At 61.0% G+C, this 23,816-nt stretch carries 23 protein-coding genes; 17 read left to right on the top strand and 6 right to left on the bottom strand.

Going from position 1 to position 23,816, the window contains the following annotated elements; all coding sequences use genetic code 11:
- Window positions 1-102 precede the first annotated feature (102 nt).
- Window positions 103-1,041 (bottom strand): sugar phosphate isomerase/epimerase family protein, encoded by a 939-nt coding sequence (locus ACQK2L_RS26550; RefSeq protein ID WP_425400072.1) that lies wholly within the window; start codon window positions 1,039-1,041, stop codon window positions 103-105.
- A gap of 323 nt (window positions 1,042-1,364) precedes the next feature.
- Here ACQK2L_RS26550 and icd point away from each other — a divergent pair, with 323 nt between their 5' ends.
- The gene (gene icd / locus ACQK2L_RS26545; protein WP_425400071.1) at window positions 1,365-2,600 is read left to right on the top strand and encodes an NADP-dependent isocitrate dehydrogenase; all 1,236 of its coding nucleotides are present in this window, start codon (window positions 1,365-1,367) and stop codon (window positions 2,598-2,600) included.
- A gap of 209 nt (window positions 2,601-2,809) precedes the next feature.
- Entirely contained in the window at window positions 2,810-4,861 is a 2,052-nt protein-coding gene (locus ACQK2L_RS26540) for a PTS sugar transporter subunit IIA (RefSeq protein WP_425400070.1), read from the top strand.
- Window positions 4,862-4,883: 22 nt separating this feature from the next.
- Here ACQK2L_RS26540 and ACQK2L_RS26535 read toward each other — a convergent pair whose 3' ends face one another.
- Both ACQK2L_RS26535 and ACQK2L_RS26530 read right to left on the bottom strand, forming a co-directional pair.
- Window positions 4,884-6,659: a cation:proton antiporter gene (locus ACQK2L_RS26535; RefSeq protein ID WP_425400069.1), complete on the bottom strand. Its 1,776-nt coding sequence runs from the start codon at window positions 6,657-6,659 to the stop codon at window positions 4,884-4,886.
- A gap of 66 nt (window positions 6,660-6,725) precedes the next feature.
- Window positions 6,726-7,766, bottom strand: a complete 1,041-nt coding sequence (locus tag ACQK2L_RS26530) for a Gfo/Idh/MocA family protein (RefSeq protein WP_425400068.1) — start codon at window positions 7,764-7,766, stop codon at window positions 6,726-6,728.
- Window positions 7,767-7,871: 105 nt separating this feature from the next.
- Here ACQK2L_RS26530 and ACQK2L_RS26525 point away from each other — a divergent pair, with 105 nt between their 5' ends.
- The 13 genes from ACQK2L_RS26525 (at window position 7,872) to ACQK2L_RS26465 (ending at window position 18,504) form a co-directional block, all read left to right on the top strand.
- Entirely contained in the window at window positions 7,872-10,001 is a 2,130-nt protein-coding gene (locus ACQK2L_RS26525) for a hypothetical protein (RefSeq protein WP_425400067.1), read from the top strand.
- Window positions 10,002-10,211: 210 nt separating this feature from the next.
- Entirely contained in the window at window positions 10,212-11,063 is an 852-nt protein-coding gene (locus tag ACQK2L_RS26520; protein ID WP_425400066.1) for a DeoR/GlpR family DNA-binding transcription regulator, read from the top strand.
- A gap of 13 nt (window positions 11,064-11,076) precedes the next feature.
- Window positions 11,077-11,784, top strand: a complete 708-nt coding sequence (pduL, locus tag ACQK2L_RS26515; protein WP_425400065.1) for a phosphate propanoyltransferase — start codon at window positions 11,077-11,079, stop codon at window positions 11,782-11,784.
- Between the two features lie 94 nt (window positions 11,785-11,878).
- Window positions 11,879-12,175, top strand: a complete 297-nt coding sequence (locus ACQK2L_RS26510; RefSeq protein WP_425400064.1) for a BMC domain-containing protein — start codon at window positions 11,879-11,881, stop codon at window positions 12,173-12,175.
- Window positions 12,176-12,221: 46 nt separating this feature from the next.
- Window positions 12,222-12,491, top strand: coding sequence for a BMC domain-containing protein (locus ACQK2L_RS26505; RefSeq protein ID WP_425400063.1), 270 nt, complete (start codon window positions 12,222-12,224; stop codon window positions 12,489-12,491).
- A gap of 40 nt (window positions 12,492-12,531) precedes the next feature.
- Window positions 12,532-13,719, top strand: a complete 1,188-nt coding sequence (locus ACQK2L_RS26500; RefSeq protein WP_425400062.1) for an acetate/propionate family kinase — start codon at window positions 12,532-12,534, stop codon at window positions 13,717-13,719.
- Window positions 13,720-13,743: 24 nt separating this feature from the next.
- Entirely contained in the window at window positions 13,744-14,052 is a 309-nt protein-coding gene (locus ACQK2L_RS26495; protein ID WP_425400061.1) for a EutN/CcmL family microcompartment protein, read from the top strand.
- A gap of 59 nt (window positions 14,053-14,111) precedes the next feature.
- On the top strand, window positions 14,112-15,548 hold the full coding sequence (locus ACQK2L_RS26490; protein ID WP_425400060.1) for an aldehyde dehydrogenase family protein: 1,437 nt from the start codon (window positions 14,112-14,114) through the stop codon (window positions 15,546-15,548).
- Window positions 15,549-15,562: 14 nt separating this feature from the next.
- Window positions 15,563-15,826 carry a EutN/CcmL family microcompartment protein gene (locus ACQK2L_RS26485; RefSeq protein ID WP_425400059.1) on the top strand — a complete coding sequence of 88 codons (264 nt, stop codon included), beginning with the start codon at window positions 15,563-15,565 and terminating at the stop codon, window positions 15,824-15,826.
- A complete protein-coding gene (locus ACQK2L_RS26480) occupies window positions 15,823-16,080 on the top strand; it encodes a hypothetical protein (RefSeq protein WP_425400058.1) in 258 nt (85 codons plus the stop codon). The genes ACQK2L_RS26485 and ACQK2L_RS26480 overlap by 4 nt, the downstream gene beginning before the upstream one ends.
- Before the next feature lie 70 nt (window positions 16,081-16,150).
- Entirely contained in the window at window positions 16,151-16,429 is a 279-nt protein-coding gene (locus tag ACQK2L_RS26475; protein ID WP_425400057.1) for a EutN/CcmL family microcompartment protein, read from the top strand.
- 143 nt (window positions 16,430-16,572) lie between these two features.
- Window positions 16,573-17,445, top strand: coding sequence for a class II aldolase/adducin family protein (locus ACQK2L_RS26470; RefSeq protein ID WP_425400056.1), 873 nt, complete (start codon window positions 16,573-16,575; stop codon window positions 17,443-17,445).
- Between the two features lie 117 nt (window positions 17,446-17,562).
- On the top strand, window positions 17,563-18,504 hold the full coding sequence (locus tag ACQK2L_RS26465; protein ID WP_425400055.1) for a lactate/malate dehydrogenase family protein: 942 nt from the start codon (window positions 17,563-17,565) through the stop codon (window positions 18,502-18,504).
- A gap of 6 nt (window positions 18,505-18,510) precedes the next feature.
- On the opposite strand, the gene ACQK2L_RS26460 is transcribed toward ACQK2L_RS26465, so the two are convergent.
- On the bottom strand, window positions 18,511-19,887 hold the full coding sequence (locus ACQK2L_RS26460) for a sulfatase (RefSeq protein WP_425400054.1): 1,377 nt from the start codon (window positions 19,885-19,887) through the stop codon (window positions 18,511-18,513).
- 114 nt (window positions 19,888-20,001) lie between these two features.
- Window positions 20,002-21,111: an HD domain-containing protein gene (locus ACQK2L_RS26455; RefSeq protein ID WP_425400053.1), complete on the bottom strand. Its 1,110-nt coding sequence runs from the start codon at window positions 21,109-21,111 to the stop codon at window positions 20,002-20,004.
- Between the two features lie 169 nt (window positions 21,112-21,280).
- Here ACQK2L_RS26455 and ACQK2L_RS26450 point away from each other — a divergent pair, with 169 nt between their 5' ends.
- Window positions 21,281-21,817 (top strand): hypothetical protein, encoded by a 537-nt coding sequence (locus ACQK2L_RS26450; RefSeq protein ID WP_425400052.1) that lies wholly within the window; start codon window positions 21,281-21,283, stop codon window positions 21,815-21,817.
- A 6-nt stretch (window positions 21,818-21,823) separates the two neighbouring features.
- Here ACQK2L_RS26450 and ACQK2L_RS26445 read toward each other — a convergent pair whose 3' ends face one another.
- The gene (locus tag ACQK2L_RS26445; RefSeq protein WP_425400051.1) at window positions 21,824-22,975 is read right to left on the bottom strand and encodes a hypothetical protein; all 1,152 of its coding nucleotides are present in this window, start codon (window positions 22,973-22,975) and stop codon (window positions 21,824-21,826) included.
- A gap of 300 nt (window positions 22,976-23,275) precedes the next feature.
- Between ACQK2L_RS26445 and ACQK2L_RS26440 the strand changes: the two genes are divergently transcribed.
- Window positions 23,276-23,776: a hypothetical protein gene (locus tag ACQK2L_RS26440; protein ID WP_425400050.1), complete on the top strand. Its 501-nt coding sequence runs from the start codon at window positions 23,276-23,278 to the stop codon at window positions 23,774-23,776.
- The last annotated feature ends 40 nt before the right edge of the window (window positions 23,777-23,816 follow it).

The raw sequence follows: 23,816 nt of genomic DNA, 5'->3' as shown, positions 1-23,816 counted from the left end.
AGTTTCCATTTGGGCAAACAAAAAGCCGATCGAACCCCGTGGGGCTCGATCGGCTGTGGTGGTGACCAAGTTAGATTGGCCTACTGCCGATTTGGCAGATGCTCAGCTGAGCTCTTCGCGGACTTTCAAAAGCAGGTCGCGCGTCAGGCGGATGCCCTCCTTCTCGTCGGGCTTGCCACCTTCCCACTCCACGCCGACGTAGCCGTGGTAGTCGGCGTCGAGCACGATCTTCATCATCCGGCGGTAGTCGATGTCCGCCTCGTCGCCGTCGGCGTTGAACTTCTTGCTCTTGGCGCTCACCGCCTTGGCGAACGGCATCAGCTCCTCGACGCCCTTGTAGCGGTCGTAGTCGTAGAAGTTGCCAAAGTCGGGCAGGGTGCCGACATTGGGCCGGGCGACCTGCTCCATCACGGCCACCAGCCAAGCGCCATCGGACGACAGCCCGCCGTGGTTCTCGACCAGGACGTTGATGCCGTGCTCGTCGGCAAACTCGCCGAGCTGCGACAGCCCGTCGGCCGCCCGATCACGCTGCTCCTCGCGGGTGCCGTCGGAGGCCGCGTTCACGCGGATCGAATGACAGCCGAGCAGTTTGGCCGCTTCGACCCAGCGGAAGTGGTTCTCGACGGCTTTTCGCCGGGCCTTTTCGTCCGGATCGCCCAGTTTGCCCTCTCCGTCGCACATGATCAGCAGGCTGCGGACCCCCAGGTCGTCGCAGCGGGTCTTCAATTCGCCCAGGTAATCGAGGTCCTTGGCCTTATCCTTGAAGAACTGATTCACGTACTCCACGGCGCTGATGTCGAATTCGTTCTTCGCCACGGCGGGGAAGTCGAGATTGGTCATCTCGCCACTATTAATAGTGCGGTGCAGCGACCATTCGGCCAGGGAGATCTCGAACAGCGGGTCCTTCTTGTCCTTTTCGTCTTTTTTGGCTGCTTCTTCGGCCCAGGCCAGCTGGCCGAGGCCCAGGCTGCCGATCGCCAGGCCGGCGGAGGCCGCGGCCGTCGACTTCAGCATTTCGCGACGGGTTGTATAGGTAGACATTTCAAAGCACTCCCAGAGGGTGGAAAAACGCAAGAGGTGGCAGTGAGATCCTTGATTGTGACTCGCCGCAACTGGCGATGCAACGTACCGCATGCTGCGGAATCCCGGGCCCCGGACGCCCTGCGCCCATTGACCCGTCCGCTGGTGCTGCCGAGAATCGGCGGTTTGGCCTGCGTGGGTAATAGGTGAGTAGGCAAGTAAGTGAGCAGGTGAACCAGCGACACCTACTCACTTACTCACCTACTCACAGGCTCCGAAATGGCCTGCTGTGATTCTCGATCAAACTCCGAACAACCAAATTCAACCCCAAAGGACCCCCCATCATGAGCGGCAGCGCCATCACCATGCAGGACGGCAAGCTGAACGTCCCCGACCAGCCGATTATCCCGTTCATCGAGGGCGATGGCACTGGTCCCGACATCTGGGCTGCTAGCGTGCGGGTGTTCGACGCGGCGGTCGAGAAAGCCTATGGCGGCCAGCGCAAGATCGCCTGGCAGGAAGTGCTGGCGGGCGAGAAGTCGTTCAACGCCAACGGCAACTGGCTGCCCGACGAAACGCTCGACGCGTTCCGCACCTACTTGGTGGGCATTAAAGGCCCGCTCACCACGCCGGTCGGCGGTGGCATCCGCTCGCTGAACGTGGCGCTGCGACAGATCCTCGACCTCTATACCTGCTTGCGCCCCGTGCGTTGGTTCGAGGGCGTTCCCTCGCCGGTCAAGCGGCCCGACCTCACCGACATGGTTATCTTCCGCGAGAACAGCGAAGACATCTACGCGGGCATCGAGTTCGAGAACGGCACCGACGACTGCGAGAAGTTCAAGAGCATGTTCGCCGAGGCGTTCCCCGATCGCTACAAGAAGATCCGCTTCCCGAACACCGCCGGCATTGGCATCAAGCCGGTGTCGAAGGAAGGCACGTGGCGAATCGCCAAGGCGGCCATTCAGTACGCCATCGACAACGGGCGCGACTCGGTCACCTTGGTGCACAAGGGCAACATCATGAAGTTCACCGAAGGTGGCTTCCGCGACTGGGGCTACCAGTGTGCGAAGGAAGAGTTCGGCGCCACCGAACTCGACGGCGGACCGTGGTGCACCTTCAAGTCGCCCAAGGATGGCAGCACCATCACCGTGAAGGACGTGATCGCCGACGCAATGCTGCAACAGATCCTCACCCGTCCCGCCGAGTACAGCGTGATCGCCACGCTCAACCTGAACGGCGACTATATTAGCGACGCGCTCGCTGCGTGCGTCGGTGGTATCGGCATCGCTCCGGGTGGCAACATCAACTACGACACCGGGCATGCGATCTTCGAAGCCACGCACGGCACCGCGCCGAAGTACGCCGGCAAGGACCAGGTGAACCCGGGAAGCGTGATCCTCTCTGGCGAGATGATGCTGCGTCACATGGGCTGGACCGAAGCGGCCGACAAGATCATCACCGGCATGAACGGCGCCATCGGCGCGAAGACCGTGACGTACGACTTCGAGCGATTGATGGACGGCGCCAAGCTGCTGAAATGCAGCGAGTTTGGCTCGGCGATCATCGAGCACATGGGCTGAGCCGTTAGGCTAGCCGCCATTGATGACAAGTTGATATACAAGACACGCTAGTCATGTATAAGCTGCAGCGCTTCGTGGCTTCGTCGCTTCACCAATCCACGTGTATTTAAGCCGTGGTTTCTGGTTAAGATGTACGGACTCACGGGGTGAATTAACGCAGGGGGTCGTCGTCGACCCGCTCTTCAGCGATCGACTGTCATCGGTGTCTTATGGAAATCATTCGCGGTGCATTGGCCGATGCATCTGTGCTGTTGGACCTCGATGCGCAAGATTTCGGTGACGTGTTTCACGCCACCACGGAGCACCTTGCCAATCGAGGCATCATCGACGAGGCCGATCGCGAGAGTGTCGAGCAGTCGTTGGCGTCTCGCGAGAAGCAATCCTCCACGGCCATTGGGCATGCCCTGGCGGTGCCGCACGTTTACATGTCGGCGTTTTCGGAGCCCACCGTGGTGTTCGCCAGGCTGGCCCACCCGCTGAACCTCGGAGCGCCCGACGGAATCCCGACCCGGTTCCTATTCCTATTGATGGGTCCCGAGTTGGCCATCTCGCAACACCTGGACTTGCTCGCTAATATTGCGAAGTTGATGGCGGATGAGGAGTTCCGCTACGACGCGCGGATCGCCAAGTCGAGCGACGACCTGGTCGCTGCACTGGATCGGTTCGCCGAGCGCAACGCGCTGGCTGTGGCGACGCCGCAGCCGGCGCCCGTCGATGGGCTGCAGTACACCGGCCGCTTTGCCGGCGGAGTGATCGGCGACACGGCTCGTCGCGCGCCGCACTACGTGAGTGACTGGCTCGACGGGCTGCACGCGAAGTGTGTCGGCTCGACGTTCTTTCTGTTCTTCGCCTGCCTCGCGCCGGCGGTGACGTTCGGCGGGTTGATGTCGGTGAGCACCGGCCAGCAGATCGGTGCCGTGGAGATGCTGGTAGCTACCGCAATCTGCGGCATTGTGTACGCGCTGGTTGCAGGACAGCCGCTGGTCATCCTGGGAGGCACGGGACCGCTGTTGGTGTTTACCGCGGTGCTATACCAGGTGTGCCAGGACTTTCAACATCCGTTCCTTCCGGTCTATGCCTGGGTGGGGATCTGGTCGGCGGTGTGGGTGGTGCTATTCGCCTTGTTCGACGCCAGTTGCCTGATGCGGTTCTTCACCCGTTTTACCGACGAGACCTTCGCTGCACTGATCTCTTTGATCTTCATCTACGAGGCCTTAAAGTCGCTGGTGCATGAGTTTCAGGATCTCGAAACCGCGCAGCATCATTCCACCGCGCTGTTAACCTTGTTGCTGGCCTTGGGAACGTACTACGTGGCCACTAGTCTCTCGCGGTTTCGGCATAGCGACTTCCTGCGCGGTTGGATGCGAGAGTTTCTGGCCGACTTCGGGCCTACCATTGCCATGGTCAGCATGGCGGCCGTTGCATTTTGGTTTCACGAGGTCGATTTGAAGCCGCTCGATGTACCCGACAAGCTGGGAACGACCAGTGGGCGAGATTGGCTGGTGCCGATAGGGCAAGTTCCGACTTGGATGAAGTTTGCCGCAGCAGGCCCGGCCTTGCTGGTCGCGGTGCTGGTGTACCTGGATCAGAACATCACCGCACGATTGATCAACAGCCCCGATCATCACTTGCACAAGGGCGTGGCGTATCATCTCGACTTGTTGGTCGTGGGCGTGCTGATTGGTTTCTGCTCGCTATTCGGTTTGCCTTGGTTGGTTGCCGCGACAGTCCGCTCGCTCAACCACGTGCGCAGTCTGGCGACGTCGGAAGAAGTCGTCAGTCGTAGCGGGCACACCAAAGAGAAGATCATTCATGTACGCGAGAACCGCGTCACGCCGTTTGCAATCCATTTGCTGATCGGCCTTTCGCTGCTATTGCTCGCTGCGCTCAAGTACATTCCCCTGGCGGTGCTCTACGGGCTGTTCTTGTTCATGGGCGTGGTGTCGATTGCAGGCAATCAGTTCTTCGAGCGCATGAGCTTGTGGGTCAAGGACCCGCAGCTCTACCCCGCAACGCACTACATCCGCAAAGTTCCCATTCACGTCACCCATGTGTTCACCGCTTTGCAATTCGTTTGCCTGGCAGTGCTTTGGATGGTGAAGACGAGCAGCATCAGTTGGATTGCCCTCTTGTTTCCACTGTTCATCGCCATCCTTGTGCCGGTGAGGCTGCTGGCGGGCAGGTACTTTGCTGCAGAACACTTGGCAGTACTCGATGCCGATGAAGACCCCGAGCAGGAAGACACCGAATACACGGGGTGATGCTCCAGACGCATCGCGCCCATCACGGCTCGCTCGATTCGCCCACCCCCGCTTTCACCAGGGCGTCTTCGAGGAAGTAGTTGATGTCCTCGGCCGCGTCCGCATGCAGCACGTCGTAGGCGAAGGCCGCGCTGCGAGCATGGTACAGCTGCTCGCGAAGGTTGATGTCGCGAGTAATCGCCCGGGCGAAGGCGGCCAGCACTTCGAGATGCCGATTCCGGTCCGACTCGGGCGTGGCCAGTAGCAAGATGGCGTGCACCGGATGGCCGTCCGGCGCGCCGAGATCGAGTCCCTTGGAACTGATGCCCAGGACTCCGGTGATTTCCTGCCCGCTATCGAGTATCGCGTGCGGAACCATCAGTCCCTGCGACAAGCATGTCGACGCGAGTGCTTCGCGCTCGAACACCTTTTGTACGAACTCATCCTGCGGAATAGACGGCTTGTCCTTCGTAGTGTAGAGCTGCGCGGCCAGCGTGCGGATAACGTCGTCCTTGTTCTTGCCGGTGACATCGACGGTGATGTGGTGCTCGTCAAGGAAGTCGAGCAGCCGCGGCAGATCCTTGTTGGCCTCACCCGCTCTCTGCAGCGCGAACCGTGCGCCGCTGGGACCGACGAGTTGATTGATCGCCAGGGCGGCGAGGCCCACGGTGGTGACCAGCTCTGCGGAGTCCTGGAGTCGAGGATCGGACTGCACGATCAAGATCAAACCAACTGCCACGCCCCCGTGCGGCACCAGCGCGAGGCCCAGGTAGTTACGCACCTTCGACGGCACATGAGCCAGCGACATGGCCGTGTACGCACCGACATACTTTCCCAGGAAACGAGCCAGGAAGTATAGCACCACCAGGCCAGCCGCCTTCATCACCAGCGAGAAGTCGAGGTTCATGCCCGCAAAGGTAAAGAAGGCTGCGAACAACACGCCGCCGATCGAGTGCAGGTAAGCCTCCGCGGATCGGACCACGTCGTGCTTCAGGTTCGAGACGACGATGCCAGCGAACGTACACGCCAGGATGCCCGACACGTCGAGCCCCGCAGCGCCACCCCATGAACCGAGGATCACGGCCACCATCGTTGGTCCGAGGAATGCCGGGCTGACCAAGGTGCGACTGAGCACCAGGGCGATCACCGCACTGAGCCCTCCGACGCAAAGCGCAAGGCCGAACTCGCGCCCCACCGAGACAATGGCCATTGACCAGGTGCTGTGCCACGCTTCGCCACCAGCGCCGCCTTCGGCAAGATAGGACGACACAAATGCAAACGCTCCGACGGCGACCATGTCGATCAGCGCCACGGCGGCCACCAACGTACGCGTAAGGATGCCGCGCGCGCGGCACTCCTGCACCACGAGAATTGTGGTGCCCGGCGCACCGGCAATGGCGATCGCCGCCAGCAGCAATCCGGCCCGCATCGTCATCTGATCCGGCGCAATGGCACGCCCGACGAAGTACATGATGAGTGTAACGACCGTGGGCGTGAACACCGCCTCGCCCAGCAGCAACAGCCCGAGTCGCCGGCCCGAATTTCGCAGACTGGCGAAATGCAACGCGGCGCCCACGGTGAAGGCAATGTAGCCGAGCACAAAGTGCATGTACGGCCTGAAGAGTTCCACCGAACCCGAGTTCAGGCCGGTAACCATCGTGTGTTGATTGGCAGTGGCACGAATCAGAATGCCAGTGGCGATCCAGCCCGTGACCTTCGGCAATCGCATCAGACCAAAGATCTCACCACCGATGATTCCAGCAATCAATACGACGGCAAGCTGGTAAAGAACGTGATCGGGAGTGAAGTCGATGGGCATATACAAAGTCGCCCCGGCATGCAGGGGCGTTTCGTGCGTTACTCGAGCGAGGGACGTATGGCCCTACTATAGTCGCACACGGCGTCCGCTGGCCAGACTAGTGGACTGTGCGTGACACATTTCCACCGCATCGAGGGCCAGGTCCGCTCCCAGGATGTCGCTCGGCTCGCCGGACGCAAAGCACCTGGTGACTTCTTTTAGTTCGGCTGCAAATGCGTCCATCGGGTCGCCTCCGGTGAGCTTCGCCTCTTTGGCCTTGCCGGTGCTGGTGAGCAAAGTAGGTGGGCAGAGGTATCGCCCGCTATCGCCCATCACGGCAAACTCGAACACGAGCGTCGCATCTTCCAGGTGGATTTCGAAGCCGTGATCGAACGGCCGCCCCTGTTGATCGATCGTTCCGCTGGTGGCCTCAACCGTCGCGCCCGACTCGAACTGAAACTGCGTGTGCCAGAACTCAGGTAAGCCTTCATGCATTCGGCCTACCGTCGAGAGCGAGTCGGGCTTGCCGAACACCAGGCGGATGAAGTGCGCGTCGTGGACGTGAAGATCCAACATCGGCCCGCCCACTTGATCGACCGTCCAATAGTTCGTCAGCCAAGTTGGATCGGAGATCACGCGGCGGAACGACCCGCCCAGTACCTGCCCATACTTGCCGCTGCGGATGGCCTTTAGCGCCCAGGCATACTCGGGGAAGAACGGCAGCACGTGCCCAACCAGCAACGAACGATTGGCTTTCGCGGCTGCCTTGACCATCTTCTTGCCGTCGGCGATCGTCATCGCGATCGGCTTCTCGCTGAACACGTGCTTGCCGGCCTTCAGCGCCCGGATGGCCGCTGGCATGTGCAGGGCAGGGGGCAGGGTGATGTCGACCGCGTCGATGTCGGCCTGCTCGATCATTTCGTCCACGGTGGCGAACGTCTCAATTCCGGAGAGATCCATCTTCTCGCCGGGCGGGCCAAAGTTGCCTTTGATCCCACGCCAGTCGCCAGCGCGACGCTCCGGCTCCGGGGTCGCGATGGCCGCCACCTTCACGCCCCGCACCCGCTGGTAGCTCAAATAATGGACCATGCCCATGAATCCCAGGCCAGCGATCCCAATCCGCAGCATGTTGCTCACTCCCAAGTAGGTGTTTTCGCGTTGTCCAATTCCGGTCAGAATTTGCAGCTTGTAGTTATACTAAAGACTTCCGCTCGTTGTTATCCGCCGCTCCGAATGATCCGCTCCCTCCGACTTTACCCGCGAACCTGGCTCATCGCCTGGATATGTCACGTCTTTTGGGCGTTGGCTGGCAGTGCTGCGTGGGGAGCGAACTTTCAGGACATTTACCGCTGGTCGTCTACCTCCGCTGACGGGGCGATGCTCTCCCAGGGAGACGCCACCACGTTGCGGTGGAGCATTGTCGACGACGGCCAAGACGTGGAAGGTGGCTCGAGCGATTTGGTTGCCTACCTCGATGGTATCTACGGCACCACGCCGGGCGACGACCTTTCGCAGCGGCCCTGGTTCGCGACGCTCCAAGCGCAGTTCGATAACATCGCTGCCAAGACAGGGCTCACGTTCGAGTACGTCGAAGACGCAAGCGGAGACTGGAACGAGGAACCCGCCGCCGCGGGCGAGGCCGATATTCGCGTCGCGGGCGTGGCGTTCCCGCAGCCAGGGCAACTTGGCGAGGCAGAGCGACCATCCAACGGAGGCGACATCCGGCTCGATACCGACAACACCACGTTCCACAATCCGGCACTGTTAGGCGGTGTGTTCCAGCACGAACTCGGCCATTCATTGGGTTTGCTGCATGTCACAGTGCCCGGATCCACACCGCTGCTGGGTACGTCGAGCTTTCCGCTGCAGGGTCCGCAGTTCGACGACTTGTACGCGCTGACACGATTGTACGGCGACAAGTTCGAGGCCGGCGGCGGCAACGATCAATCGACCGGCGCCACGTTGTTGGGAACACTCGCGACGGGCATTGCGACTACCGTTGGCAGCGACGCCGACGATCTGCACATCGACTTTGAACAGACCGACTTCGTCACGATCGATGGCACGAGCGACGTCGACTACTACCGCATCGAAGTGCCGTTCGCCAGCGAAGCCACCATCACACTCACGCCCCGTGGCCCGACCTACACCTTCTTTCCCGAGAACCTGCCGCAGCAGTCGCTCGCTGCAGGATCGCTCAGCAACTTGCGTTTTCGACTGCTGTCGGGCGACGGGCAAACTCCGCTCGTGACGCACGATTTGGCCGACATTGGCGAAGAAGAGCAACTTGCCAGCTTCGACTTGCCATCTGCGGGGACTTACTACGTGGAAGTGAGCGGCGCGGAAAACCTGAATCAGTTTTACGAGTTGAGCGTGCAGCCCGACGTGGCTTCGTTCGCTCAGACGCCTTGGGTGTTTCGCGACGCGTTCAACGCCGCTGGCGACTTGAACGACGCGGTGGATGCAGCGCCCCGACAGGCGGCGGGCCAAGTCGATTCGCCGTACGAGTTTCAGCAAGGCACCACGCCATCGGGTGATCCAGCCGTGGAGATTACAGATGGCAAGCTGTTTCTTCGCGGAGTGCAAGGAGCAACCGGCGCCGACTCTCCCAGCGTGAGCGCCGTGCGCAATTTCGCACCGCAGCTTAGCGGCGAGAAGTGGCTGTTGTCGCTCGAGGTGCATCTGGAAGCGAGCGCTTCGAGCGAAGATGCAGCATTTGCACTCACACTGGCCGACTCCTGGCCGATTGGCGAACCGCTCAGCGACGATGCCGATCTCACCGTGAAGCTCTCCAAAAACAACCGGTATCGTATCGTCGAAGCTGGGGGCAACGCCAACGGAGAGGTCACCCGCCAGGGACTCGCCTTCGGTCCCGACTACCTGTTGCAGGTGCTGGTCGACGACACCCAAGCACTGCCCAAGGTCACTGTCGCCATCGATGGAGTAACGCTACTCACGGGCGAGGAGTTAGCGGTATCGCAACTCGAGCGCTACTTCGCGTTGCACGTGCTGACCGGTAGCAGCTTGGCGTCGATGGAATCGGTATCCGCGGAGATTGATAACCTGAGTATCGCGATCGTCACCGACACGCTGCCGGGCGATTACAACCTCGACGGCGTGGTCAATTTGGCCGACTACACCACCTGGCGGAACCTATTTGGCCGCCGCGTGCTGGCGGGCACCCAGGCGGACGGAAACGCCAACGGTAGGATCGACGCGGCCGACTACGACTTTTGGAAGTCGAGTTTTGCAGCGGCTGCCAATGCGGGGGCGTATTCTCATGCGGTTCCAGAGCCCACGTCGTGTCTGTTGGGCTTGTTGGCGGGCTCTTCATTGCTCGCTTCGGTTCGCCGCATCGCATGACGGAGTCTGCGCACTTTCAATCATCAAATGATCGTCTTGCGCCATCTCTTGTCGGACTCCTTGGGCCATTTGCGCCTCTCCATGTCCCGCAAAGCCCTTGTTTTGTTGAGTAATGCGCAGTGCATGCCACTCTACCGCCTTGTGGTGGACAAAATATGTCAATACGATGCTTGATATCTTTCACATTGAGGCGCATAATGGTGGCGTTTGATGCTCGAAATCAGCCGCCAGGACGGATGGATGGTCAGTAATCGCAGGAAACGTCTGCTCGAAATCGTTCGCCAGCAAGGGTTTGCATCGCTACCCGACTTGGCGGAGACGCTGAATGTGTCGGAGTCGACCGTGCGCCGCGACCTGGCCCATTTAGAGCAGTCGGGGCTGGCGCGTCGCACCCACGGGGGAGCGTTCTACGCCGGTCCGTCGCCGCACCTGTCGCACTTCAAGAACCGCCAGGAGGCGGAGTGGAGCAAGAAGCGCGCGATCGCTCGCGTGGCGGCCAACCTAGTGACGAACATCGACACGCTGCTCCTGGATGGCGGTAGCACTACCTACGAACTGGCACGGTTGATCGCTGGGCGTGCGATGCACGTAGTGACCAACTCGTTGCCGGTGGCCAACCTGTTCAGCTCGCGTTCGGAGATCGACGTGATGCTGGTGGGCGGCAACCTGCAGAGTTCCGCCGGCGTGCTGGTCGGAACCTACGCTGAACAGATGCTTGGTTCGCTGAGAGTGCGGACTGCTGTGATCAGTGCAGCGGGCGTCAGCGAGTCGGGCCTGTACAACAGCAACCACATGATTGCCAGCACCCAGCAAGCCATGATTCGCGCGGCCGATCGGGTGATCCTGGTCGCCGACAGCACAAAGTTCGGCCACCAGAGCATCGCCAAGATCTGCGATCTCAGCGAGATCGATCACGTCGTGGCCGATAGCGAGCTTGAAGAGTCGTGGCGAGAGAGAGTGAAAGAGGCCGGCCTCGAGTTGTTGCTGGCCGACGTGTCGCCCGCTGATCAGGATGGGCAACCCGGCGACATGGCCACCTCGCAAAGTGAATCACCCCTTTGAAGATAATACGTCGATGAGTGCAGCCACATTGAATCGTAGCGACGTCGAACGCATCGTTCGCGAGATTGTCCAGCGACAATTCTCGTTCCCCACCGCTGGCGCGCCGGCAGCCGCCTCGGTGGAGCCGAATCTAGTGGTGAGCGTCTCCGCACGGCACGTTCATCTCACGGATGAGCACGTCGAAACTCTGTTCGGACCCGGGCACACGCTCACGCCGGGGAAAGACCTGTATCAAGACGGGTTCTATGCAGCCGAAGAGACCGTGATGGTCGTCGGTCCGCGGCGACGGATGCTGCCCAGCGTGCGAGTGCTCGGCCCGACGCGCTCGTTCAGCCAGGTGGAGCTGGCGTTCACCGATGGCATCTCGCTGGGCATCGACCTGCCGGTCCGCCCCAGCGGCAAGATCGAAGGCACGCCGGGGTGCGTGTTGGTCGGTCCGGCCGGTGTGGTGGAACTGTCCGAAGGCGTCATTCGCGCCGAGCGGCACGTGCACATGAACAACCGCGACGCCGAGTTCTACGGCGTGAAGAATGGCGACCGCATGAATCTGCGGATCGAATCGAGTTGCTCGATGGTGCTCGAAGACCTGCTGGTTCGTGCAGACGACACCAGCAAGCTCGAAGTGCACATCGACACCGACGAAGGCAACGCCGCCGCGCTGGACAACGCGTTGAGCGTAGTGCTGGAGAAACAAGAGCCGTGCAAGTGCCAGTCGCACTAGTCGGCGCAGTGATGATGGGCGCTGGCCAACGTTTGGTCGGCGGCCAATGACGGAGCAAACGTAGTTTTCTGTTTTACAACGAGGACAACAAACGATGGCAAAGACAGTGGAAGCGCTCGGGATGATCGAGACCAAAGGCTTCGTGCCGCTGGTCGAGGCGACCGACGCAATGCTCAAGGCAGCAAATGTAACGTTCCAGTCGTGGGACAAAGTCGGCGCCGGCCTGGCCGCCGTGTTCGTGAGTGGCGACGTGGCTGCCGTGAAGGCGGCGACCGACGCTGGTGCAACGGCCGCTGGTCGCATTGGCGAGGTGGTCAGCGTGCAGGTGATTCCTCGCCCGCACGAAGACGTCGAGACCGTCATGAAGAAGGCCCCGGCCGCCAAAGGCTAGACAAACCAGCACAAGATTTAAACACAACTGATTGAAAGGTCTAACAATGCAACAAGCAATTGGACTCGTAGAGACGAAGGGCCTGGTGCCGCTCGTAGAAGCGACCGACGCCATGGCCAAGGCGGCCAACGTAACCGTAGAGAAGCGCGTCGACCTGGGCGGCGGTCTGGTGACCACTGTGGTGAGCGGCGATGTCGGTAGCGTTCGCGCAGCCGTCGAAGCCGGTGCGGCTGCTGCCAGCCAGGTTGGCGAGCTGATCGCCAGCCACATCATCGCCCGTCCGTCGGATGGCGTGATCGCCGCCTACTTCAAGTAAGAGGTAGCCAGCCTACTCGTAAGTGGAAGGCGCGAGAACCATGAAGGTACTCATTGCGAACTTGGGCTCCACCAGCTTCAAGTACCGCTTGTTCGACATGGACGGCGAGCGCCAACTGGCTCGTGGCGGTGTGGAACGCATCGGCGCGGAGCAGAGTTCGGCTTTCGTGGAGATCGGCGACGCCCGACGCGAGTTGACGATCGAAGCACCCAATCACGCCGCGGCGGTCGAGCAGTGCCTGGTGCAGCTCACCGACCCGGACCAAGGGTGCCTCGCCTCGGCCGACGAAGTGAGCGCGATCGGATTCAAGGCGGTGCACGGCGGCCGTGCCCGAGGTGTCCGCCGAGTGGACTCCGACGTGCTGGCGGCGATGGACGAGATGGCCACGGTCGCACCGGCCCACAACCCACCCTACACCGCGGCGATGCGGCAACTGCAGGAAGCGCTGCCGAGTATTCCGCTGGTGGCCGCGTTCGAAACCGGTTTCCACGAGACGATACCGCCGCGGCTGAAGCACTACGCGGTGCCGACCGAGTGGGCCGAGGAGTTCGGCATCAAGCGGTGGGGCTTTCACGGAGCGAGCCATCGCTACGTGGCAGGTCGCACGGCCGAGCTGACTGGCAACAGCGAGCAGCGCGTCATCTCGTGTCACCTTGGTGGTTCGAGCAGCGTGTGTGCCATTCGCAATGGCCAGAGCGTGGCAACCTCGATGGGCATGAGCCCGCAATCGGGGCCGCCGCAGAACAACCGAGCAGGCGACTTTGATCCGTTCGCGTTGCCACTGTTGATGGAGCGAACCAGCACGACGCTGGAAGGAGCTTTGGAGCTGCTGGCCAGCGAGTGTGGATTGAAAGGACTCTCGGGCACCAGTGGCGATGTTCGCGACCTGGCCGAGTCGGCCGCCGCGGGCGACGAGCGGGCGCAGCTGGCCTTGGACGTGTTCACCACCAGCGTGCGGCACTACGTCGGTGCGTACCTGGTGGAATTGGGCGGCGTGGACATGTTGGCCTTCGCCGGAGGCATCGGCGAGAACGGCACCCGGATTCGCACCGCCATTTGCAGCGGACTGGGCGAACTCGGAATCGTGTTGGATGAAGAAAAGAACGCGGCGGCCACTGGCGAGGGAGCTATCCACGCTGCCGAGAGCAAGACGCAGATTTGGATCGTGCCGACCAACGAGGAGTTGGTAGTTGCCCGACAGACGCGCGACCTGCTCGAACAATCGTAAGCAATCCCCTTAGAGGCGACTGACATGTTTCTCGCAAAGGTCATCGGATCGTTGGTGTCGACGCAGAAGATCGACACGTTGCGGGGCCACAAACTGCTGGTGGTCGAGCCGTACCGCGTCGACGCCAAGAAGCGAACCGAGTTGGTGAGCGCCGGCCGCACGTTCGTGGCGGTCGATACCCTTGGCGTAGGCGAGGGCGACATGGTGCTCATCACTCAAGGCTCCAGCGCCCGACTCACGCCCGAGACGAAGAACCTGCCGATCGACACGGTGGTAATCGGCATCGTCGACCGTGTGGTCGTCGAGCAATCGACCGTATTCGATCAGAGTTGAGAGTAGTGGCGAGTGCCGCTTGTTGAAACTCCCAGAACCCCGAATCCTGACTCCTTCCAATGCAACTTGACGAACAAACATTGCGAAACGTGGTCGCCCAGGTGCTGGCCGAGGTGGGCAACATTCCCGCCGCCACGAGCACGAATGGCTACTTTGGCCGACACGGTGTGTTCACGTGCGTGGACGAAGCGGTGGCTGCAGCCACCGAGGCGTTCGACCAACTGAGTCGCCGCACGATCGACGATCGCAAGCGAATCATCGACCACATCCGCCGCATCTCGATCGACCAGTGCGTTGAACTCGGCACGATGGAGATGAACGAAACTGGCGTTGGTCGGCTGGACCACAAGATCGAAAAGCTCAAAACGCTGGGCGAGCGAACACCGGGCGTGGAGTTCCTGAAGTCCGACGTCTACAGCGGCGACTACGGCCTGGCGGTGATCGAACGGGCGCCGTTCGGCGTGATCGGCGCCATCACGCCGGTGACGCACTCGCTGCCGACCATCACTGGCAATGCGGTGAGCATGATCGCCAGCGGCAACACGCTGGTGGTGAATCCGCATCCCAGCGGCAAGAAGGTCGCCGCCGAGGGCGTGCGACGCTTCAACGAGGCGATTGCCGCCGATGTTGGCATCGACAATCTGATTTGCGTGATCGCCGAGCCGACGCTCGAAACGGCCGACGCCATCTTCCACCACCGCGACATCGCCTGCATCTGCGTGACTGGCGGTCCGATGGTTGCCAAGGCGGCGCTGAACAGCGGCAAGCGTGCGATCGTCGCCGGCCCGGGCAATCCGCCGGTAGTGGTGGACGAAACGGCCGACTTCGACCGTGCGGCCAAGGCCATCATCCAAGGCGCCTCGTACGACAACAACTTGCTGTGCATTGCCGAGAAGGAAGTGTTCTGCACCGCCGCGGCCATGGATCCGATGATGGACGCCATGGAGCGAGCCGGCGCGGTGCGACTCACGTCGACGGAGATTGAGCGACTCACCGCCGCGGCGATCACCACCGTGGGCGAGGGCGAGCACAAGCACGATGTGGCCGCTAAGGAGTTCATCGGCAAAGACGCCGCCGTGCTGGCGAAGGCCGCCGGCCGTGACGTACCCGCTGGCACCGAACTGTTGTTCGGCGAGACCAGCGAGACGAACCCCTTCGTGCCGGTCGAGCAGATGATGCCGTTCGTGCCGTTCGTCCGTTGCGGCGACATCGAGGAGTGCATCGCCAAGGCGAAGTACTACGAGCACGGCTTCCGCCACACCGCCATCATCCACACCAACAACGTCCGTCACATGACCATGATGGGTCGGGCGCTCGACACCACGCTGTTCGTGAAGAACGGCCCCTGCATGTCGTCGCTCGGTTTGGGGGGCGAGGGTTACCTGTCGTTCTCCATCGCCACGCCCACCGGCGAAGGCGTCACCACACCACTCACGTTTACTCGCGAGCGGCGTTGCTCGCTGATCGACGACCTGCACATTCTGGGTCGCCGATAGGATTTGAACCACGCATGCTCAAAGCAACCGTCGTAGCCACTGCCACCTCCACGGTAAAGCACCCGTCGCTCACCGGCGCTCGGATGCTGGTGGTGCAGCCGTACGGTCCCGACGGAGCGACGCCGGATGGTCATCCGTTGGTGGCCATCGATACCGGCTGCGGAGCTGGGACTGGCGACGAGATCATGATCACCAGCGACGGCCGCAACGCACGGGAAGCACTGAATAGCGACACGACACCGGTCCGCTGGACCGTGATTGGAATTTGCGACAAGTGACACTCACCGAAGAACAACTTGAATGGATTGTGAGCGAGGTCGTCCGGCGACTTCGCGCGTCAGGCGCCGCAACCGCTTCGCCGGCGCAGCCCGCAGCGGGAACACTCACGCTGTCGGAGCGTTTAGTGACGCTCGAGACGCTGGGTAACAAGCTTGGTGGCATCGGCCGCGTCGAAGTCGGCTGCCGCGCGATCGTAACACCCGCGGTCGTGGATCATCTGAAAGAGAAGAAGATCGAACTGGTAAGAGCGTAAGCAGGACCGTTTCACTTACTAACCTACTCACCAACTCCTTACTCACCTAACTACCTACTCACCACCCACCATGCGAATTGCAAAAGTCATCGGCAACGTGGTACTCAGTCGCAGCCATCCCAGCTTTGCGGGTGCATCGTTGCGGCTGGCGGTGCCGATGACGCTCGAGGAACTCCAGGGCGACGCTGAGCCGGCGGGCGAAGAACTCGTGGTGTGGGACGAGCACGGCGCGGGCATCGGCTCGCTGATGGCGATCAGCGAAAGCGGCGAGGCCGCCCAACCATTCCGCCCCGAAATGAAGCCGGTGGACGCGTACAATTCGGCCATTTTGGATGAGCTAAAGTTCTAGAGGAGGGAAAACTCCTCATAGGCCCGGCATTTATGCCGGGTTAAAGGAACCACACACAACCCGGCATAAATGCCGGACCTAACAGTACCAGTCAGCAGAATCGAAAACAACGAAAGTAAACCAAAACCTACCAAGGCAAGACCATGATGAACATCCACCGGATGAAGCAGGAAATTTGCGAGATTGGCGACCGCATCTACAAGAAGGGCTTCGCCGCCGCGAACGATGGCAACATCACTTACCGCGTGAGCGAGAACGAGGTGCTGTGCACGCCGACCATGCACTCGAAGGGCTTCCTGAAGCCGGACGACATCTGCCTGATCGACATGCAGGGCAACCAGATCGCCGGCAACAAGAAGCGTTCGAGCGAGGCGCTGTTGCACATCGAGATCATGAAGGCTCGGCCTGACGTGAAGAGCGTGGTGCACTGCCACCCGCCTCACGCGACCGCGTTCGCAGTGGCGCGTGAGCCGATCCCGCAGTGCATTTTGCCCGAGGTCGAAGTGTTCCTGGGTGATGTGCCGATCACCAAGTACGAAACGCCTGGTGGTCAGGCGTTTGCCGAGACGATCTTGCCGTTCGTGCAGCAGACGAATGTCATCTTGCTCGCCAATCATGGCACCGTGAGTTACGGCGAGAACGTCGAGCGGGCATACTGGTGGACCGAAATCCTCGACGCTTACTGCCGCATCCTGATTCTGGCTAAGCAGGTGGGCAACGTTTCGTACCTGACCAAAGAGAAGTCGCAGGAACTGTTGGACCTGAAGCAGAAGTGGGGCTTCGACGATCCGCGGCTGCACAAGGAGTTCGAGAACTGCGACATCTGCGCCAACGATATCTTCCGCGACAGTTGGCAAGGTGCAGGCGTCGAGCGGCGAGGCTTCCCCGCTCCGCCCCCGATGGCTGCCGCGCCCGCTGCACCTGCTCCCACTGCTGCACCTGCAGCCAACGGCGACCAGGAAGCGTTGGTGCAACTGATCACCAACCGCGTGCTCGAAGCATTGCAGAAAAGCTAACGGTTATTAGGCCCGGCATTTATGCCGGGTTTGCATTGGAAACTGTTCCGAGCTCCACCCGGCATGAATGCCGGGCCTATTGAGGACGCATAACACTAACGCTCAGTAAGTGGAACCATGAAAGTAAGCATCATTGGCGGCGGTGGACTGGTGGGATCGTGTGCGGCGTTCGCGCTGCAAACCGGAGGCATCGTCCGTGAAATCAGCCTGCTCGACGTGAACGCCGACTTGGCCGCTGGCCAGGCGCTCGACCTGCTGCATGGCGGCCCGAGCATTGCCGACCAGGTGATTAACTCCGGCGGTTACGAGCACATTCCCTCGAGCGACGTGATCTGCATCACCGCCGGGCTGCGACGCAAGCCGGACGAGAGCCGGCTGGACTTGATCAACCGCAACGTCGACCTGTTCGTGACGATTCTCGACGCGGTGAAGCAAGCCGGACCCAAGCCAGACGCCATCGTCGTGGTGGTCTCCAACCCGGTCGACGTGCTCACGTATCTGGCCGCTGACAGACTCGGTCTGCCGGCCACGCAGGTGATTGGCCTTGGTACGCAGCTCGACACGATTCGCTTTCGCAGCCTGATCGCTCAAGAACTCGGCGCACCTCCTACGCAGGTGAAAGCTCTGATTCTGGGCGAGCACGGCGACAGCATGGTGCCGATTTGGTCGAGCGCCACGATCGCGGGTCTGCCGATCGATAAGTATCCCGGTTGGAACGCCAATTTGGCCAATCAACTCTTCACCCGCACCAAGGGAAGCGGCGCCGAAGTGATCCGCGGAAAGGGCGGAGCGGGTTTCGCCGTGGGCGTGGCCATTCAAGACGTGATTGAGGCCATCGCGCTCGACAGCCGGCAAGTGCTGCCGGTATCCAGCGTGCAGAACGGCTGCTACAACATTCGCAACGTCGCCCTGTCGGTGCCGACGGTGGTCGGGCGGTGTGGTGTGGTCGATCGGCTGGAAGTCGAACTGTGGCCCAAGGAGATGCAGGGCCTGCGGAATAGCGGCAACGTCTTGCGACAAACCGTTGAGACCGTGCTCGCTCGCGTTGGCCGCGGTTAAGCTAACTCAGCCGCGGAATCGCTTCGGCTCGGGCAGCGCGTCGAGCAATGCTTTGAGCTCCGCGACCACCTCGGGGCGGTCGGCCGCCAGGTTGACCGTTTCGCCAGGATCTTCCTGGTAGTCGTACAGTTCGTACTCGGCTGGGGCTCTACGGCTTTTCCATTCCACCAAGCGGTATCGTGCCGTGCGTACGGTTTGGCCGATTCGCCGCCGGCGGGGGTAGACTTGCACGGCCGACTCGCGCACTACGGTGCCGGGATCCTGCAACACCTCCTCGAAACTCTTCCCGTCGAGCCCCTCGGGCTGCGGCAGCCCCGCCAACTGGCACAGCGTGGGGTAGATATCGACCGTCTCCACGAAGGAATCTGCCGCTACGCCCGGCTTGATGCCGGGTCCGGCAACGATCAGCGGGATGCGGGTCGCTTGCTCATAGTTGGTGTGCTTGCACCACTGACCATGATCGCCCAAGTGCCAACCGTGATCGCCCCACAGCACAACAATGGTATTATCTTCCAGTCCAGTCTCCTGGAGCTTGTCGAGAAGCCGACCAACTTGAGCGTCGACGTAGCTCACAGCGGCGTAGTAACCGTGAATCAGCTTCAGCTGCAACGCTTCGGACATGGGCCCTTCTTTGGGGATGTTGCTGTACTGCCGCAGTTCGCCCCACTTGGTCGGAGCGTAGGGAGGTGCTCCCTGCGGTGGTTTGCGCACCTCGGGTAGCGCGAAGTCGCTACGGTCGTACAGGTCCCAGTACTTCTGCGGACTGTTGAAGGGCAAATGGGGGCGGCGGAACCCTACGGCCAGGAACAATGGTTTGTCGTCCGATTCGCTCGCCTTCTGCAATCGCTCGATGGCCAGGTCCGCCACGACGCCGGCGGTGTAGTCCGAGTCGGGCACGTCGGCGGCTTCGAAGGCCGGCCCGCGCTGTCCTCGGGGCACCTCGCCATGGTGGTAGATCACGCCTTGCGTGTTGGAGAACGGCTCGCTCCACGAAGAGCGGTCGTCCCTGTTACCGTGGCCGGTGTGGTAGATCTTGCCCATGCCGGCCGAGTGGTACCCTTGCTGCTTGAAGTACTGCGGCAGCGTCACCGCGTCGGGCGCGCTCTTGCGAAAGTTCGTACCCAGGTCGTAGATGCCCAGCGTTTGGGGCCGCAGTCCGGTGAGCAACGCATTTCGTGACGGAGCGCACACCGCCTGATTGCAGTACGCCCGCTCGAACAAAACGCCGCTCGCCGCCAGCCGATCGATGTTTGGCGTCTGGGCGAGCTCGTCGCCGTAGCAACCGAGTGCCGGCTTTAGATCATCGACGCAGATCAACAATACATTGGGCGGCGCGGCCAGGGTGGTAACATGAAGCAAAAACAGCAGCAACGTCGTTCGCATACGGGGTCTCTCGCGTCGAAAGGTGGGCGGTGCAATGACTTTAACACCGGACCGGTCACAGGTGTTCCGGTTTTCAAAAATGTGTTTCGGCACATCCGCCATTCCACCGGAATACTAGTCCGGATCGAACATTCCGCCCAGGTCGCGTAGATAGTCCAGCGCCTCGTCCAATTCCGGTGCTTCGACGCCTCGTTGACGGCCGGCGCGGTCGCATTCGCCCAGCAGGATCAGGTCGTCGTACCACTCGCAACCCCGCAGTCGCCGATGCGCCCTGGCCCCAAGCGAGCCGTCGACGATCAGGTGGCAATGCATGTGGTGTTCGATCAACCAGACGGTCCGCTCGGTGATGAACCCGTCGAGCGCCTCGAGGCCGGCGTTCACGTGGTCGCGCGAGTCGATGCCTTTGCCCACATCATGCAACAGGGCAGCGGTAAGGAACTCCTCGTCGTACGGCATTTCGTCGCGGGCGTGGTCGAACACCTGCAGGCTGTGGTACAGCACATCGCCCTCGGGATGGTAGCGAGGGTCTTGCTTCACGTCCTCCAGCGGCAACAGTAGCGACTCGAACAGCCGGTAGCAGTCGACTCCGTCGTTCGCTTCGGCAAGCGCTGCTTCGATGTCGAGATTCGGGTACTCGGCGGCAAGAAACTGCTCGAGCTGTGCGACGCTGGCCCGCTCGATCGCCTTGCCGGTGATGGAACTCTTGAACACGTAGCTGTGTTGTTCAGGCGTGTACATGGTGAGTTCGAACGAAAAGTTGCTCCGCACGTGGATGTGCGTGAAGACTCGCTCCTCGCCATCCTTGCGAACCTGCTTGCGCTCGACCTGATAGCTTAACCCGTCGCTATCCAAGAGGTGCGTGATCGCCTCGGCCGAATCGCTGAACACGTGCAGGTCGATGTCGGAGCCTTGCCGAACGTGCCCGGTGAGCACGCTGCCGATCAGTCGCGGGCGGAAGGCCGACAGCCGCCGCATCATGCGCAGCGCGGCCAGGCGCATCGACTGCAGGTTCTCGGTGCGGGAGTCGCCTTCCAAGAGTCGTGCAAACGACTGAATGGCGTCGCGAATCTCGGCATTCGAGGGCAAGTCGGCCGGTTTCACCCAGCCTTTGCAGATGCGGCTGGCGGCCTTCAACTTGGCTCGGTAGTACTCGGACTCCTGCCGATCGTACATCAGCCGGGCGGCTTCGAAAGCGATTTGCCGCCGCAATTTCGAGTTTTTCACAGCTTGGTGCGTCGTAAGCCCAAGAACCGACGCGATGGGCGTATGCGAGAACGAACTGGTAGCTCAGTCGCAATATTATAGGCACGGTCGCCGTTGATGAAAGGGCTATTTCTTGACGCGTCGCAGTGCGTGGTTATGATGCGCTGGCGGTTCCGAACTTTGGTCGCGAATGGGTGCGATTGCCATGGCCAGAAAGAAAGTGCGCCCTCAAGCCAACACTTACCTTCCGCCTGTTGTCTGCCATCAGCGCGATCTGCCACGCTTTTCCATGAAGGTGCTGCTGTTGGTAGTCACCTTGACCGCTCTGGCAAGTTTTTTAGGAGGAGTATTGTGGCTCCATTCGGACGAGTTGCTCGGTGAGGTGGTGAAGGACCTGAAGAAGACCACCGCCTCGCCCGGCGAAACGGCGTTGCTGCTGGTCGTTTCGTCGATTCTTCCGATTGCCTTGCTGGCGACGCTGGCCATGAAGTTGCCGCGCGACATTTTTCTGCTGGCCTCGGCCCCAATCGGGTTGGCAGCCCTCGTGTTGTTGGTGCTAACCGTGCGGGAACTCTCCTGGGCGTTGAAGAACGAGCAGTTTGGGGGACGTGCCGATAGTTCGCTCTATCTCGTGCTGTGCATAGCGGTCACCTTCGCAGTGGTGTCCACCGCCCTTGGCGTTTTAGGCGGAATCGTATTGGCCGTGAACAGGCGGGAAGATGTTTAGAGCGCACTACTTGGGCGCGACAAGCCGCCGATAGATCGCGATGACGAGAAGAACACTTGCCGGCACGATGGCAGTAGGTTCGGGCACAGCGAATGCGGCCGCTCCCGCTGCGCTGGTGCCGAACGAGGACTTCCAGGTTTCATACTGAGCGACGCCAATCGCGTCGGAGTGGGGATCGTTCTCCAGTGTCCCAGCTGGCGCCCCGAGATTGTTCCGCCACAGCGTGTAGTCCGCCAGATTAACCATTCCGTCCTGGTTGAAGTCGCCTGGCAGTTCGATTGCTGCGGCCAGCGGCACGACATCACCCCAGGTCTGACCGATGCGGAACTCGTCGAAGGTAAACTCGGCAAAGGGACGATTGCTGCTGGCGTTGCCCGCCTGAATGCCAATCCAATCGCCGGGAAGGTAAAGCGGGTCGTCGCGTACCTCCCAATCGGCTGTCACACCGATGGAGTTAAGCGATTCGGAACCCAGCAGCGGATCGACATACAGGTTTAGCTCGTCGGCATTGCCATCGCCCTGGCCGTGATCGATTCGCAGCACGACAAAGTGCGTCAGTTGCCCCTCGCCGAAGGGGACATCGACCTGAGGGTCCTTGCTCACGCCATCGAGATCCTGCCCCCGCAATCTCCAGACGTCTGTATCTTCGTTCGAAGGCGCCCCCACCAGCACCGGCACTGCATCGCCGCCATCGTTGCTGAAAAGACTCAGCCCGGCAACTCGAGGGTAGAGGTTCGATCCCCATGGATAGTCGCCGTTGTACACCGGATCGTCGGGATCCGCAGCCTCGCCGGACCGACGAGCTAGAAACGAGACATAAGTGGTTGCCCCGATCTGAGGATTGGTGCCTGTGTTCGGCAACTGGGTTACATCGATGGTGCGCGCCAGGTGTACATTGCCAAACTGGCCGCTGATCTTCAGGCTTCCGCCAGTCGTGGCCAGGCTGTTGCCCTGCGTGTCCTCGTAGCTGAGGCTATCGTCCAGCAAGGTCAAGGCGGCCGGCGTGTAACCACTGCCGCTGCCCAACAGTCCGCTGCGGGATTGCCACGGATCGAGGAAGCCCGTCCCCCCGGTGGTGCCGGTCACGTCGCTTTTGCTGGCGTACTGAAACCCCTCATAAATGGTGGGTTCAGCCAGGCACCATTCGGCAGATGCCATGAGATAAGCGAGTAGCCAGTATCTACATCGAAGCCAATGCACAAGATCCTCCAGTAGTAGTAAGCAGAACAACCGAGACACGCCCATTTTAGCTGAGGATCACGAGCTACTTGGGCAACCGGACCTGCGATTGAGACCTGAATTGAGACAGAATTCGCGCTCGAGCGTGAAAGTCCCAGTCTTTCCTTCGCTCCCAGTTCACAGCCTCGGAAACCGACTGGCATTCATGCCGGCAGCTTGCCGATCGCAATTCGCTCTCGTACGATGTGGGGAGGCAGACCAGACGTGAAGAGGGGTGTCATGTCTTCAAGCTATCATACAAACCAGCCAGGCCAGATTCCTTACCTGGATCCCAGGGGGCGGTCGGAGTTCCGCTTGCAGTGGTCTCTGAAGCTCATGTTGCTGGTGCTAATGGCAACCGGTCCCGTTTCCCTGTGGCTCTACTGGGTTGAATGGAAGCTCGTTGACTGGATGGCTTTGGCGAAGCTCATCTTGATCATCAGTTCGAGCATCTTGCCATTCTTGATTGCCGTATCCGTCTTACTGCATCTCGAATGGAAACCGCTGGTTGCATGTGCCTTGGGCGTTGGCGTCGCCGCTGTGCTGGTGGGCATTAACTCCGCGGCGGAACTGTTCGAGATGTTCGAACGACAGCAGGCTTATAGCACAACCCAGAACGGCAAGCCCGTTGGTCCTTTCGAACTGGCTCTCGCGTTTTCATTGCTTCTGGCGTGTCTGTCGACGATCTTTGGCCTGGTGTTGGGATTCCTGATGGGCGTGACTCGCGAATGCATGCCTTGAAGGAGTCCATTCAAGAACCAAACGGCCAAGCAACGAGCCA

The sequence above is a fragment of the Aeoliella sp. genome (assembly GCF_965227375.1).
Taxonomy (GTDB): Bacteria; Planctomycetota; Planctomycetia; order Pirellulales; family Lacipirellulaceae; genus Aeoliella.
Note: the sequence above shows the minus strand (reverse complement) of the source record. Positions and strands in the feature narration are given on the sequence as shown.

Coding starts and splice junctions, on each gene's coding strand:
- ACQK2L_RS26460 (WP_425400054.1), bottom strand. CDS start 19,887: ATGCGAACGACGTTGCTGCTGTTTTTGCTTCATGTTACCACCCTGGCC.
- ACQK2L_RS26470 (WP_425400056.1), top strand. CDS start 16,573: ATGATGAACATCCACCGGATGAAGCAGGAAATTTGCGAGATTGGCGAC.
- ACQK2L_RS26475 (WP_425400057.1), top strand. CDS start 16,151: ATGCGAATTGCAAAAGTCATCGGCAACGTGGTACTCAGTCGCAGCCAT.
- icd (WP_425400071.1), top strand. CDS start 1,365: ATGAGCGGCAGCGCCATCACCATGCAGGACGGCAAGCTGAACGTCCCC.
- ACQK2L_RS26500 (WP_425400062.1), top strand. CDS start 12,532: ATGAAGGTACTCATTGCGAACTTGGGCTCCACCAGCTTCAAGTACCGC.
- ACQK2L_RS26490 (WP_425400060.1), top strand. CDS start 14,112: ATGCAACTTGACGAACAAACATTGCGAAACGTGGTCGCCCAGGTGCTG.
- ACQK2L_RS26440 (WP_425400050.1), top strand. CDS start 23,276: ATGTCTTCAAGCTATCATACAAACCAGCCAGGCCAGATTCCTTACCTG.
- pduL (WP_425400065.1), top strand. CDS start 11,077: ATGAGTGCAGCCACATTGAATCGTAGCGACGTCGAACGCATCGTTCGC.
- ACQK2L_RS26525 (WP_425400067.1), top strand. CDS start 7,872: ATGATCCGCTCCCTCCGACTTTACCCGCGAACCTGGCTCATCGCCTGG.
- ACQK2L_RS26485 (WP_425400059.1), top strand. CDS start 15,563: ATGCTCAAAGCAACCGTCGTAGCCACTGCCACCTCCACGGTAAAGCAC.
- ACQK2L_RS26445 (WP_425400051.1), bottom strand. CDS start 22,975: ATGGCATCTGCCGAATGGTGCCTGGCTGAACCCACCATTTATGAGGGG.
- ACQK2L_RS26520 (WP_425400066.1), top strand. CDS start 10,212: ATGCTCGAAATCAGCCGCCAGGACGGATGGATGGTCAGTAATCGCAGG.
- ACQK2L_RS26495 (WP_425400061.1), top strand. CDS start 13,744: ATGTTTCTCGCAAAGGTCATCGGATCGTTGGTGTCGACGCAGAAGATC.
- ACQK2L_RS26505 (WP_425400063.1), top strand. CDS start 12,222: ATGCAACAAGCAATTGGACTCGTAGAGACGAAGGGCCTGGTGCCGCTC.
- ACQK2L_RS26450 (WP_425400052.1), top strand. CDS start 21,281: ATGGGTGCGATTGCCATGGCCAGAAAGAAAGTGCGCCCTCAAGCCAAC.
- ACQK2L_RS26510 (WP_425400064.1), top strand. CDS start 11,879: ATGGCAAAGACAGTGGAAGCGCTCGGGATGATCGAGACCAAAGGCTTC.
- ACQK2L_RS26540 (WP_425400070.1), top strand. CDS start 2,810: ATGGAAATCATTCGCGGTGCATTGGCCGATGCATCTGTGCTGTTGGAC.
- ACQK2L_RS26465 (WP_425400055.1), top strand. CDS start 17,563: ATGAAAGTAAGCATCATTGGCGGCGGTGGACTGGTGGGATCGTGTGCG.
- ACQK2L_RS26530 (WP_425400068.1), bottom strand. CDS start 7,766: ATGCTGCGGATTGGGATCGCTGGCCTGGGATTCATGGGCATGGTCCAT.
- ACQK2L_RS26550 (WP_425400072.1), bottom strand. CDS start 1,041: ATGTCTACCTATACAACCCGTCGCGAAATGCTGAAGTCGACGGCCGCG.
- ACQK2L_RS26535 (WP_425400069.1), bottom strand. CDS start 6,659: ATGCCCATCGACTTCACTCCCGATCACGTTCTTTACCAGCTTGCCGTC.